At 76.9% G+C, this 12781-nt stretch carries 12 protein-coding genes; 7 read left to right on the top strand and 5 right to left on the bottom strand.

The window, feature by feature from the left end:
• Positions 1 to 60 precede the first annotated feature (60 nt).
• Positions 61 to 1146, bottom strand: a complete 1086-nt coding sequence (locus GY42_RS15825) for a zinc-dependent metalloprotease (protein WP_046531114.1) — start codon at positions 1144 to 1146, stop codon at positions 61 to 63.
• A 77-nt stretch (positions 1147 to 1223) separates the two neighbouring features.
• The gene (dacB, locus tag GY42_RS15820; RefSeq protein ID WP_046531113.1) at positions 1224 to 2633 is read right to left on the bottom strand and encodes a D-alanyl-D-alanine carboxypeptidase/D-alanyl-D-alanine endopeptidase; all 1410 of its coding nucleotides are present in this window, start codon (positions 2631 to 2633) and stop codon (positions 1224 to 1226) included.
• A 146-nt stretch (positions 2634 to 2779) separates the two neighbouring features.
• On the opposite strand from dacB, the gene GY42_RS15815 reads away from it, so the two are divergent.
• A complete protein-coding gene (locus GY42_RS15815; RefSeq protein WP_046530049.1) occupies positions 2780 to 3277 on the top strand; it encodes an inorganic diphosphatase in 498 nt (165 codons plus the stop codon).
• Between the two features lie 100 nt (positions 3278 to 3377).
• On the opposite strand, the gene GY42_RS19920 is transcribed toward GY42_RS15815, so the two are convergent.
• Positions 3378 to 3689: a C40 family peptidase gene (locus GY42_RS19920; protein ID WP_052748447.1), complete on the bottom strand. Its 312-nt coding sequence runs from the start codon at positions 3687 to 3689 to the stop codon at positions 3378 to 3380.
• Positions 3644 to 4846 (bottom strand): coiled-coil domain-containing protein, encoded by a 1203-nt coding sequence (locus GY42_RS15810; protein ID WP_052748446.1) that lies wholly within the window; start codon positions 4844 to 4846, stop codon positions 3644 to 3646. Before GY42_RS15810 ends, GY42_RS19920 begins: the two co-directional genes overlap by 46 nt.
• Before the next feature lie 432 nt (positions 4847 to 5278).
• Here GY42_RS15810 and GY42_RS15805 point away from each other — a divergent pair, with 432 nt between their 5' ends.
• Entirely contained in the window at positions 5279 to 6604 is a 1326-nt protein-coding gene (locus GY42_RS15805; protein ID WP_046530048.1) for a bifunctional o-acetylhomoserine/o-acetylserine sulfhydrylase, read from the top strand.
• A 48-nt stretch (positions 6605 to 6652) separates the two neighbouring features.
• Positions 6653 to 7963: a homoserine O-acetyltransferase MetX gene (metX, locus tag GY42_RS15800; protein WP_046530047.1), complete on the top strand. Its 1311-nt coding sequence runs from the start codon at positions 6653 to 6655 to the stop codon at positions 7961 to 7963.
• Between the two features lie 177 nt (positions 7964 to 8140).
• On the opposite strand, the gene GY42_RS15795 is transcribed toward metX, so the two are convergent.
• Positions 8141 to 8686: a hypothetical protein gene (locus tag GY42_RS15795; protein ID WP_152667354.1), complete on the bottom strand. Its 546-nt coding sequence runs from the start codon at positions 8684 to 8686 to the stop codon at positions 8141 to 8143.
• 351 nt (positions 8687 to 9037) lie between these two features.
• Here GY42_RS15795 and GY42_RS15790 point away from each other — a divergent pair, with 351 nt between their 5' ends.
• From GY42_RS15790 to GY42_RS15775, 4 genes are all read left to right on the top strand, one after another.
• The gene (locus tag GY42_RS15790) at positions 9038 to 9769 is read left to right on the top strand and encodes a GNAT family N-acetyltransferase (RefSeq protein ID WP_052748445.1); all 732 of its coding nucleotides are present in this window, start codon (positions 9038 to 9040) and stop codon (positions 9767 to 9769) included.
• A gap of 133 nt (positions 9770 to 9902) precedes the next feature.
• On the top strand, positions 9903 to 10625 hold the full coding sequence (locus GY42_RS15785) for a maleylpyruvate isomerase N-terminal domain-containing protein (RefSeq protein ID WP_046530045.1): 723 nt from the start codon (positions 9903 to 9905) through the stop codon (positions 10623 to 10625).
• Positions 10626 to 10732: 107 nt separating this feature from the next.
• Positions 10733 to 11692: a zinc-binding dehydrogenase gene (locus GY42_RS15780; protein ID WP_046530044.1), complete on the top strand. Its 960-nt coding sequence runs from the start codon at positions 10733 to 10735 to the stop codon at positions 11690 to 11692.
• Between the two features lies 1 nt (position 11693).
• A complete protein-coding gene (locus tag GY42_RS15775) occupies positions 11694 to 12767 on the top strand; it encodes an alpha/beta hydrolase (protein WP_046530043.1) in 1074 nt (357 codons plus the stop codon).
• Positions 12768 to 12781: the final 14 nt, after the last annotated feature.

Raw genomic sequence — 12781 nt, 5'->3', positions numbered from 1 at the left:
CCCGGCCCCGGGGCGCCGTCGGCCGCCCGGACCGGTGACGGAGCGGGCGCGGCGTGCGCGTCACCCGTGGACGCGGCGCACCCACGCGGCGGGGTCGCCGATCTCGGCCGCGCTCGGCAGCGCGTCGGCGCCCGACCACACCGCGTTGAGCCCGTCGAGCCCGACACGGTCGCGCACGGCCCGCACGAACGCGGCGCCGTCGCGGTACTGGGCGAGCTTGAGCTCCATGCCCAGCACGCGGCGCACCAGCCGGTCGAGGCCGGTCGCCCGCACGCCCGCGTCCCGTCGGCGCTCGAACGCCCGACGGATCGCCCGCACGCTCGGCACCACCGACGGGCCGACCGCGTCCATCATCACGTCGGCGTGCCCCTCGAGCAGCGACATCACGGCGCCCACCTCGTCGAACACGGCGTGCTGGCGCGCCGTCAGCAGGGACAGCACGCCCCCGTCGCCGTCGGACACCGCGCGCACCAGCGCCCCGAGCAGGTCGTCGAGGCGCGGCAGGGTCGGGCGGTGCTCGGCGTCGGGGGCCAGGTCGGCGAGGTCGGACAGCAGCTCCGCCGAGCGCGCCCGCAGGTGGTCCGCGAGCCACGGCGCGGCCGCGAACTGCAGCGCGTGCGTCTGCTCGTGCAGCGCGACCCACAGCCGGAAGTCGGGGCCGTCGACGCCCATCTGACGTTCCGCCGCCAGCACGTTCGGCGCCACGAGCAGCAGCCGGCCCGGGGCGCCCGGGGCGGCCGTGAACGGGTCGTACTGGCCCAGGACCTTGGCCGAGAGCAGCGCGAGCACGCCGCCGACCTGTGCGCCGGCCGCGAGGCGGGCCGCGTCGGGGACGTGCACGGGGCTGCCGTCGCTGCGGGTCGTCAGCGGCTCGGCCATGACGCCGAACACCTCGGCGTTGGCGTGCGCCCAGCGCGCCCGGTCGACCACGAGGACGCGCGACACGGCCGCCGGGTCGCGGCCGTCCGCGGGTGCGATGCCCGCCGTCCCCGCGACGTCGCGGGCCGCGGTCGCCGCGGCGGAGCGCAGGCTCTCGACGAGGTCGACGAGCGTGGCGCGGTCGGCGACGGGTCCGGGTGCGGCGACCCGGCCGGCCAGGCGCGCGGCCGCGCGCCAGTCGACGGGGCCGCGGGCGGTGGGCTGCACCGGCTCACGGTAACCCGGGGCGCCGTGCGGTGCGGGTCGACGGCGCAGCACCGACGGGAGGCCGTCGACCGGGACGCTCAGCGGCAGCCGCAGGACGCGAGCTGCGACACGAACGCGTCGACGGCCTGGCGCGGCGCCCACTGGCCGCCCTCGGGCGTCTGGTCGGCCATGACGACGAACACGAGCTGGCGCCGCTGCGCGTCGAGCGCCGTGCCCGCGAGCGACGTGACGTTCGGCAGCGAGCCGGTCTTGGCGCGCACGAGGCCGCGCGCGTCGGACGTCGTGTACCGCCCCGAGAGCGTGCCGCTGAGCCCCGCGACGGGCATCCCGACCGCGACGTCGCGCAGCGCGGAGTGCTGCGGGTCGGTCGTGAGGCGCACGACGTCGGCGAGCAGCGCGGGCGACAGCGACGAGCCCGCCGCGAGGCCCGACGCGTCGACCAGCCGCGCGCCGGCGGTGTCGACGCCCAGCGTGCTCACCTGGTGCAGCACGGCCTGCGTGCCGCCGTCGAAGCTCGCGGGCAGCCCGGCGTCGAGCGCGACGAGGCGGGACACGACCTCGGTGATGGTGTTGTCGGACGTCTCGAGGAAGTAGTGCACGACGTCGACGAGCGGCGCCGACTCGACGCGCGCGAGCTCGAGGCCGCCCGACGCGCTGCCGCGGCGCGGCTTCCCGTCGACCGGGACGCCGGCCTCGGCGAGCCGCTGCGCGAACGCCTCGCCGGCCGCGAGCGACGGGTCGGGCGAGCGCGGCACGTACTCGCCCTCGCGCAGCTTGGCGATGTCCACGGCGAGCGCGGTCACCGGTGCGGCGAAGCCGTCCCGCACGTACGACGGGTCCCACCCGGGGCTCTGCGTCGGGCCGGAGAACAGCGTGTCGTCGACGACGAGCCGCACGGTCGTGACGCCCTGCTGCGCGAGCGCCGTCGCGGTCGCGGCCGCGAGGTCGGCGAGGCCCGCGTGCCCGACCGTCGCGGCGGGGTCCCCGGCGCCGGCGGCGAGCATCATGTCCCCGCCCCCGACGAGCGCGATCGTGCCGGCGTCGACGCGGACGACCGTGGTCGGCAGCGTCGTGGCCGGGTCGAGCGCGGTGAGCGCCGCGACGCCCGTGAGGACCTTGGCGGTCGACGCGGGCACGCGGCCGGCGTCGGGCTGGTGGCCGGCCAGCACCTCGCCCGTCAGCTGGTCAACGACGGTCACGCCGACGCTCGGCCCGAGGCGCGCGTCGGTGACGAGCGCGTCGACCAGCGCCTGGACCTGCGGCGCGGCGGGCAGCGGCGCCTGCGGGTCGAGGTCGCCGAGGACGCGCGGCACCGCGGTCGGCTCGACGGCACCGGGAGCGGTCGGGAAGGGCGCCGGGTCGGGCACCGGGGGTGCGAGGGTCACGACCCCGGGGACGACGTCGTAGGCGTCGGCGGTCGCGTAGGCGCCCGCCGCGAGCACCACGACGAGCGTCCCCACGCCTGCGACCCGTGCCGCTGTGGCCATCGTCACCCGCCCGTTCGTCCTGCGGTCCGGTACCGCCGCGCCGGTGCGTCAGACTACTGTCACCTGACGACGGCGCCGGGGAGACGACGCGCCCGCAGGTCGACAGACCCACCGCCACCGGGCGGGGAGCCGTGGAGGAAAGCACAGTGGAGTTCGACGTCACGATCGAGATCCCCAAGGGGCAGCGCAACAAGTACGAGGTGGACCACGCCACCGGGCGCATCCGTCTCGACCGGATGCTGTTCACCTCGACCCGCTACCCCGACGACTACGGGTTCATCGAGGGCACCCTCGGCGAGGACGGCGACCCGCTGGACGCGCTCGTGCTGCTCGAGGAGCCGACGTTCCCGGGCTGCCTGATCCGGTGCCGCGCCCTGGGCATGTTCCGCATGCGCGACGAGGCGGGCGGCGACGACAAGGTGCTGTGCGTCCCGACGGGCGACCAGCGTGCCGCGTGGCGGCAGGACATCGACGACGTGTCCGACTTCCACCGCCTGGAGATCCAGCACTTCTTCGAGGTCTACAAGGACCTCGAGCCCGGCAAGTCCGTCGAGGGCGCGCACTGGGTGGGGCGCGCCGAGGCCGAGGCCGAGATCGAGCGGTCGCGGCAGCGCGCGATCGACGCGGGCTACGACCACCACTGACGCCGTACGACCGACGGCCCGGCCCCCGCAGCGGGGGCCGGGCCGTCGTCGTCGTGGGCGGCGTCGCCGCGCGTGGCGCAGCGCCGTCAGGGGCGCGCCGTCAGGGGCGGCCGGCGAAGGGCATCGTGCTGCCCCAGCGCATCGACGTCACGCGCACCGGGACGCCGGGCCGGGACGCCTCGACGATCTGCCCGCCGCCGACCCACATCGCGACGTGGTAGATCGTGCTGGGGTCGTTCGTGTTGCTCGCCCAGAACACCAGGTCACCGGGTCGCAGCTGGTCGTAGCCGATCTTCTGCACCTGGCGGTACTGGTCGCGCGACGTCCGGTTGATGCTCACGCCCGCGGCCTTCCACGCCTGGCCGGTCAGGCCCGAGCAGTCGAAGCCGTCGGGGCCGTTGCCGCCCCACACGTAGGGCAGGCCGACCTTGGACCGGGCCCACTCGACGGCGGCGGCCCCCGAGGCGGCGGAGCCGCGCGAGGAGCCGCTGCCCGCGCCGGGCGCGGGGGCCGGTGCCGGAGCGGGCGCCGGAGCGGGGGCCGGAGCCGGAGCCGGCGCGGGCGCCGGAGCCGGAGCCGGAGCCGGAGCCGGCGCGGGGCCGGAGCCGGCGCCGGGGCCGACCCGCCGCTCGACCCGCCCGCGGGCGGGTTGGCGGGGGCCGGGTTCGCCGGCGCGGGCTGACCGCCGGCGGCGGGCGCGGCGGGGGGCTGCGTGCGCACGGTCTGCGCCGCTGCCTCCGCCCGCGCGCGACGCTCGGCGTCGAGCGCGTCCTGCCGGGCGCGCTCGACCTCGGCGCTCGTCTGGCGGGCCGCGGCGAGGGCCGAGATGAGCCCGTCGCGCTCGGCCTGGCCTGCGGCGAACGACGACGCGGCCTCGTCCTGGGTGCGCTCGGCCTCGTCGAGCGCGGTCTGCGCGGCGGCGGCGGCGGTGTCGGCCTCGGTCGCGGCGGTGGCGGCGCGACGCTCCATGGTCGACGCGACGAGCAGCGCCGCCTGGTACTCCTGGACGGCCTCGTCCGCCTTGGTGGTGGCCTGGGTGAGCGACGTCGTGCGCCGCGCGACGTCCTGGAAGCCGTCGGCGGACAGCGCGGCCTCGATGAGGTCGGCCGAGCCGCCCGTGCGCGAGAGGTGGCGCGCGAGCGCGACGAGCCGCTGCCGCGCCTGCTCGGCCTGCTCGGCGGCCTCGGTCGACCGGTCGGCGGCGTCGCGGGCCCGGGTCTTGGCGGCGTCCGCGTCGGCGACGGCCTGCGTGTACGCCTCCCCCGCGCTCTGGACGGCGACCTCGGCGGCCTCGGCGGCGGACGCCAGCTCGGCGAGGCGCACCTCCATCTGCGCGACCGAGCGCTGCGCCTGGCCGACCGCGGCGCGCGCGTCGCGCACGTCGTCGTCCGACGGCACGGCGGCGGCGGGCGACGCGACGAGGCCGAGCGTCAGCAGGCCCACGGGCAGCAGGGCGAGCCGTCCGCGCGCGCGGGCGCCGAGGGGTCGACGAGCGGCGCGGTGGCACGCGACGTCGACCGTCGCGGGGCGGGCGGCGGGGGTCTCGGCGGTGGGGTCCGGGTGGCGCACGCTCGCGACGCTACCCGGAGGATTCCCACAAGAGAACACCTGTCACACGCGTCCCAGAAGTCACATCGTTGTGGTTCGGGAGCAACCGGACAGACCTCGTCCGCCGACCGGGTGACGGTGGCGCCGCGGGGCCGGGAGAGCCCGCCGGGCAGCCACGCGACGGCACGTGGACGTCTCTGATGATGAGACGGCCGTGTCGAAGTGCGGGACGGGGGACGTACTCTCGGCGGCATGATCCGTCGAATGTGTCGCTGACCAGCGCACGTTCGGCATGCCTGCGGCCGGTCGTCCCGACGTCGGGACCCGCCCGCACCCGCCGGCCGCGACCCGGCACGTGCGCACCCCCTGACCCCCCGCGGGGCGGGCGTCGGCGCGCGCTCCTCGGGTGACCCACCCCCACCGTCCCCCGGCACCACCCCTGAGGAGCACACCGTGAGCAACGAGAGCTGGAGCTTCGAGACCCGCCAGATCCACGCGGGCCAGACCCCCGACCCCGTCACCGGGGCGCGCGCGCTGCCGATCTACCAGACGACGTCGTTCGTCTTCGACTCCGCGCAGCAGGCGGCCGACCGGTTCGCGCTCAAGGAGCTCGGGCCGATCTACACGCGCATCAACAACCCGACCCAGGAGGTCGTCGAGAACCGCATCGCGGACCTCGAGGGCGGCGTCGGCGCGCTGCTCGTCGCGTCCGGCCAGGCCGCCGAGACCCTCGCGATCCTCAACGTCGCCGAGGCGGGCGACCACGTCGTCGCCTCCCCCAGCCTGTACGGCGGCACGTACAACCTGCTGCACCACACGCTGCCGCGGCTCGGCATCGAGACGACGTTCGTCACCGACCCGCACGACGCGCAGGCGTGGCGCGACGCGATCCGGCCCAACACCAAGCTGTTCTTCGCCGAGACCATCCCCAACCCGCGCGCCGACGTGCTCGACATCGAGCTCGTCGCGGGCGTCGCGCACGAGCACGGCGTGCCGCTGGTCGTCGACAACACGGTCGCGACGCCGTACCTCGTGAACCCGCTGCGGTGGGGCGCCGACGTCGTCGTGCACTCCGCCACCAAGTACCTCGGCGGGCACGGCTCGGCGATCGGCGGCGTGATCGTCGACGGCGGCACGTTCGACTACGCGCAGCACCCCGAGCGGTTCGGCAACTACAACACGCCCGACCCGTCGTACAACGGCCTGGTGTTCGCGCGCGACCTGGGCGTCGGCGGCGCGTTCGGCGTGAACCTGTCGTTCATCCTCAAGGCGCGCGTGCAGCTGCTGCGCGACCTGGGCGCCGCGATCAGCCCGTTCAACGCGTTCCTCATCGCGCAGGGCATCGAGACGCTGTCCCTGCGCGTCGAGCGGCACGTCGCCAACGCGCAGCGGGTCGCCGAGTGGCTCGAGGCGCGTGACGAGGTCCGGCACGTGCACTACGCCGGGCTGCCGTCGAGCCCGTGGCACGCGAACGCGCAGAAGTACGCGCCGCGCGGTGCGGGCGCGGTGCTCGCGTTCGAGATCGACGGCGGCGCGGAGGCCGGGCAGGCGTTCGTGTCGGCGCTCGAGCTGCACTCGAACGTCGCGAACATCGGCGACGTGCGCTCGCTCGTCATCCACCCCGCGTCGACCACGCACAGCCAGCTCACCCCCGAGGAGCAGGCGCTGTCCGGCGTGACGCCGGGCCTCGTGCGGCTCGCGGTCGGCATCGAGCACGTCGACGACATCCTCGCCGACCTCGAGGCCGGCTTCCGGGCGGCCAAGGGCGCCGGGGCCTGAGACCCTGACGACCGCGCCACCCACCCCGCACGAGAGGCACGCCGCACCATGACCCACCCCGACCCCCGCACCCCCGCACCGGACCACGCGCCCGCCCGGCGCGCGATGCCCGGCGCGTTCCCGGGTGCGGGGGCGGGCGGTGCCGACGTGCCCGACCCGCTCGCGGGCCGACGGACCCGTCGCGGTGCGACGCTCGGCAGCCGGCGCCCGCTGCCCGAGCGCCCGCCCGTGCCCGCGAGCGCCGCGTGGCGCGACGGCGACGAGCCCGGCCGGCGGCAGTTCGCCGACCTCGGTCCGCTCAAGCTCGAGTCGGGCGGCCGGCTGCCGGCGGTGCGGCTCGCGTACGAGACGTGGGGCGAGCTCGACGAGGACGGCGGCAACGCGGTGCTCGTGCTGCACGCGCTCACGGGCGACTCGCACGTCACGGGTGACGCGGGCCCCGGCCACCCGACCGCGGGCTGGTGGCAGTCGATGGTCGGGCCCGGCGCGCCCATCGACACCGACCGGTACTTCGTCGTGGCGCCCAACGTGCTCGGCGGGTGCCAGGGCTCGACGGGCCCGGCGTCGACCGCGCCCGACGGCGAGCCCTGGGGCAGCCGGTTCCCGCTGCTGACGGTGCGCGACCAGGTCGCCGCCGAGCTGCGGCTCGCCGACCTGCTGGGCGTCGACACGTGGGCCCTCGTGATCGGCGCGTCGATGGGGGGGCAGCGCGTGCTCGAGTGGGCCGCGACCGCGCCCGAGCGGGTCGACGCGCTCGTCGCCATCGCGACGTGCGCGCAGACCACGGGCGACCAGATCGCAAGCTTCCACACGCAGCTCGCGGCCGTCGCCGCCGACCCGCGGTACCGCGACGGCGACTACTACGACGCGCCCGACGGCGAGGGCCCGCACGTGGGCCTGGGCATCGCGCGGCAGATCGCGCACCAGACGTACCGTTCGGCGCGCGAGCTCGACGAGCGGTTCGGGCGCATCCCGCAGGGCGCCGAGGACCCGCTGGAGGGCGGCCGGTTCGCGGTGCAGTCCTACCTCGACCACCACGGCGACAAGCTCGCGCGGCGGTTCGACGCCAACACGTACGTCACGCTGACGCGCACGATGATCACGCACGACCTGGGCCGCGACCGCGGCGGCGTCGAGGCGGCGCTCGCGCACGTCACGGCGCGTGCGCTGGTCGTCGCGGTCGACTCTGACCGGTTGTTCACGCCCGCGCAGTCCGAGCGAGTCGCCGCCGGGATCCCCGGCGTGGGGCCCGTGCGGTACGTCCGCTCGGACTACGGCCACGACGGCTTCCTCATCGAGGAGGACCAGGTGGGTCGGCTCGTCGCCGACTTCCTGCGCACGTCCGACCAGCCGCGCTGACCCGGCGCGCCGTCCGCGGCCGTCCGTGCGGCGGCCGTCGCTCGCGTCGCCCCGCCGACCGCGGACCTCGGCCGGTCCGGCGAGCCCACGAACGGCAGAACCCCGCGCTCGGGGCCGGACGACGGGACCCGGGGGTCGGGGGTCGGGACCTGTGGGTCGGGACGGGTGAGTCAGGGCTCAGCTCCCCAGGCCCGCTCCCATCTCCATGACGATGTCCGACAGCGGCGCGGTGTCGTAGGCCGCCTCGTCGGCGAGCAGCACGAGCAGCACGACCCACGGGCCCGGTGCCGCCGACGGCGCGGGCGTGCACGTGAGCGAGCGCCGGAAACCGCGGTCGTGCACGCGCACGGTCAGCAGCACGCGACCCGCGTCGTCGACCCAGCGCCCGCCGCGGCGCCACAGGCTCGACGGCCGGTAGTGCACCACGGTGTCCCCGACGCGCCCCCGGCGTCGCCGCCGCCAGAACGTGCGCGCGAGCCACGCGATCTCGGTGCCGGACGCGTCGGTCACGCGCACCTCGCGGTGCGCCGACGTGCGGACGACCCACGGGCCGTCGGACGTCTCGACGACGTGCCGACCACGCTCGGCGCGCCCGGTCGCGACCAGGCCCGCGTCGCAGCGGATCTCGGGCGGGCCGTGCCGCACGAACCGCGGCACGGTACGGAGCTGCTCGCCGGGCCGCCCGACCTGCGCGAGCGGCACCAGCACGACGTCGGTCGGCACGCCCGGCATCCTGCCACCGCCGACGACCCGAGGCACCCACCACCGGACCGCCCTCCCCCCACCACCCCGCCCTCCCCCCACCGCCCGCCCTCCCGCACCCGACGTCCCCCGCCACCGGGCCGACCCACCCGCCGACCGCGGCCTTGTGCCGCTCCCGGCCGCGCGAGAGCGGCACGACCCCGCGGTCGACGACGGCAGACGGACGAGGAGGGCGGACGAGGACCGGCGGGGGTGGGGGCCGGAAAGACGTCGCCGCCTGCGGGGGCGGGCGCCTAGGGTCGCGCCCGACCGAGCAGGTCCGCGGCGCACCCGCCGGCGGCCCTCCCAGCACCCACCGCCCCGGGGAGTCCCGTGTTCTCGACCGCCGTCACCGCCCACTGGCTCGCGGGCCTAGCACCGACCGACCTGCCGGCGACGCCCGGGACGTACCGCGTCGTCGTCGACGCCGACCTGCCCGCGTCGCGCCGGTTCTCGGTCCTGGACCCGACGGGCACGGGGGGCGTCGTGCGTGCGACGCCGCAGGTCGCCGAGGCTGTCGGGCTCGGCGACGGCGGCACGGTCGGGTCCGCGGCGCTGACCGCCGCGCTGGCCTCGGCCGGGATCGCGCTCAACGGCGCCGACCACGTCTTCCACCTCCCGGCGGACGCGCTCGCGCGGCTCACGACGCCGGCCCCCGACGACGACGTCCGGGTCCTGACGGCCGACGACGCCGACGCGTTCGCGGCCTTCACGGCGGCGGCCCCCGAGGACGACCTCGACGAGGCGTACGTCGAGCTCGACCACTGGCTCGTCGTCGGCGCGTTCGTCGCGGGCGCCGACGGGCCGCGGCTCGTGACCGCCGCGAGCGCCTACCCGTGGGCGGGCACGACGCTCGCCGACACCGGTGTGCTCACGCTGCCGGAGCACCGCGGCCGGGGCCTCGGGCGCCGCACGGTGCTCGCGCTGGCCGCGCACGCGCGCGACCGGGGCCACGAGCCGCTGTACCGGTGCCAGCTCGACAACGCGGCGTCGGTCGCGCTCGCGCGGGCAGCGGGGTTCGTGCCGTTCGCGACGTGGGACGTCGTGCGCCCCGACGACGACTGACCCGCGGCCGAGGCCCCGGGCGTCCGCCCGTGGTCGCCGGCACGCGGACGTCCCGGCGCCGGCGACGCGCACCGCGCCGCTCGTCCGGCGGACGGCGTGGCCGGTCGCGGCGTCGCACGGCACGATGGGGCGCATGCCCGCCGACGTCCAGACCGCCGCGACCACCCTGCGGACCCAGTGGGACCGCCTGCACGGGTGGGTCGAGCACATGGCCGACCCGCGCCTGGGCCGCGAGCCGTCGGTGCTGGACGGCTGGAGCGTCGTCGAGCTGTGGGCGCACCTGGGCCGCGCGATGGACGCGCTGGCGGTGTGCACGCCGCTGCCCGAGGGCACGGTGCCGCTGTCGCTCGGCGAGTACCTCGGCACGTACGCGGGGCGCGCGCAGGACGTCGCGGAGACCACGCGCGCCCTCGCGGCCGAGCACGCCACCGACCCCGTCGGGTACGTCACGAGGTCCGCGAGCGCGGCGTTCGCGACGCTCGACGCGCTGCTCCCGGCCGACCCGGTGGTGCAGGCGCGGCGCGGGCCCGTGCGGCTGTCCACCATGACGGTGTCGCGCGTGGTCGAGCTGGTCGTGCACGGCGACGACCTGCACCGCTCGGTCCGCCGCGTGCGCGGTGCCGACGCGGCGCCCGACCCCGTCGACCCCGGCGCGCTCGCGCTCGTCGCGGACGAGCTGCTCGCGATCGTGCGGGCGCGCGGCGGCTGGGACCTCGAGGTCGCGGACGCGCGCCGCTGGGTGCGGCTCGCGGCGGGTCGTGCGCCGTACGACGTCGACGAGCTCGCGCTCGCGCTGCAGCCGCGGTGGACGTCGGAGGCCGTGCCGGACCTGGGGCGCATGCTGCCGCTGCTGTGACGCGGCGGACGTCGCGCGACGCCCGCGACGTGGCGGTCGCGCACGTCACCCCTCACCCACCCCCGAGGTCCCGCCGGCCTCACGCCGGCGGCGGGCTACCGTGAGGCATGCTCTCCGCGCGCGTCGTGTCCTTCTCCCCCGCCGACCCGCTGGCCGGGCTCGAGGTGGGCGACGCCCCGTCGCCGACGCCGCCCGACGGCTGGACCACGGTCGACGTGCGCGCGTCGTCGCTCAACCACCACGACCTGTGGTCGCTGCGCGGCGTGGGCCTGCGGGCCGAGCAGCTGCCGATGGTGCTGGGCACCGACGCCGCGGGCGTCACCGAGGACGGACGCGAGGTCGTCGTGCACGCGGTGGTCGGCGGACCCGACGGGCGCGGCGTCCCCGCCGACGAGCCGCGCACGCTGCTGTCCGAGCGCTACCTCGGCACGCTCGCCGAGCAGGTGGCGGTGCCCGCGTGGAACGTCGTCGACAAGCCCGCGGAGCTGACCTGGGTCGAGGCGGCGTGCGTGCCGACCGCGTACCTCACGGCGTACCGGATGCTGTTCCGCTCGGGCGCCGCGCAGCCCGGGCAGCGCGTGCTCGTGCAGGGCGCGGGCGGCGGGGTCGCGGTCGCGGCCGTGCAGCTCGGCGCCGCGGCGGGGCTCGAGGTCGTCGTCACGGGGCGCGACGCCGGCAAGCGCGAGCGCGCGCTCGCGCTGGGCGCCGCGCAGGCCGTCGAGCCGGGCACGCGCGTCGGGCGCGTCGACGTCGTGATCGAGACCGTCGGCAAGGCCACGTGGGAGCACTCGGTGCGCTCGGTGCGCCCCGGCGGGCGGATCGTCGTCGCGGGGCTGACCTCGGGCGACCCGGAGCCCGCGTCGCTCACCAAGGTGTTCTTCCAGGAGATCAGCATCGTGGGCGCGACCATGGGCACGCGCGACGAGCTCGCGCAGGTGCTCGCGTTCCTCGCCCGCACGGGCGTGCGACCCGTCGTCGACTCGACGTTCCCGCTCGCGCGCGCGGCCGACGCGCTCGCGCGGCTGCACGCGGGCTCCCACGTCGGCAAGATCGTCCTCGAGATGTGACATGACGTCCGAGCCGAGCACCGATGCCGCCGCCCAGGCCGCGGCGCAGACCCCGACGGCCGCGCCCGAGCGCCCCGCCCCGCCGGACACGCCCGCGTGGGACGGCTCGGCGCTCACGACGGACTGGTCGCCCGACGCGCTCGGCGAGGGGTTCCAGGCGCGCCGCCTCGACCTCGCCGACGACGACGAGGGCGAGGTCACCGCGACGCTCGTGCGCTACGCGCCCGACCCGGCGCTGCGGCCCGCGCGCGCCGTGCTGTACGTGCACGGCTGGTCGGACTACTTCTTCCAGACGCCGCTCGCGCGCTACTGGCACGCGCAGGGTGCCGCGTTCTACGCGCTCGACCTGCGCAAGTACGGGCGTTCGCTGCGCGACCACCAGACCCCGGGGTACGTCGACGACCTGCGCACGTACGACGAGGACATCGGCGCCGCGCTCGACGTCGTGCGTGCCGAGCTCGGGCCGGTCGCGCGCATCATGCTCATGGGCCACTCGACCGGCGGCCTCGTGCTGAGCCTGTGGGTGGCCCGGCACCCCGGGGTCGTGAGCGGCCTCGTGCTGAACTCGCCGTGGCTCGAGCTGCAGGGCTCGTCGCTCGCGCGGCACCTGTCGGCGCCCGCGATCAGCCGCCTCGCGCGGTTCAGCCCCAAGACCGCGCTGCCCAACATCGACCCCGGGTACTACGCGCGCACGATCGACGCCGCCACCGGCGGTGACTGGACGTTCGACGCGCGGTGGCGCCCGACGCCGTCGTTCCCCGTGCGGGCCGGCTGGCTCAGCGCCGTCCTGGTGGGGCACGCGACCGTCGCGCGCGGGCTGCGGATCGACGTGCCCGTGTTCACCGCGCTGTCCGACCGCACGCTCATCAGCCCGCGCTGGAGCGACGAGATGCGCTCGGCCGACGTCGTGCTCGACACCGACGCGATCGCGCACCGCGCGATGCAGCTGGGCCCCGTGATGACGCTCGTGCGTGTCACGGGCGGCATGCACGACCTCACGCTGTCGGCGCGGCCCGCGCGCGAGCGCTTCTACGCCGAGCTCACGCGGTGGCTCGCCGCGTACGGCTGGGGCTGACGACGCCACCGCGG

The organism is Cellulomonas sp. FA1 (genome assembly GCF_000986825.1).
Classification (GTDB): domain Bacteria; phylum Actinomycetota; class Actinomycetes; order Actinomycetales; family Cellulomonadaceae; genus Cellulomonas; species Cellulomonas iranensis.
The sequence above is the reverse complement of the archived record's forward strand: the minus strand, read 5'-3'. Positions and strand labels throughout refer to the sequence as shown.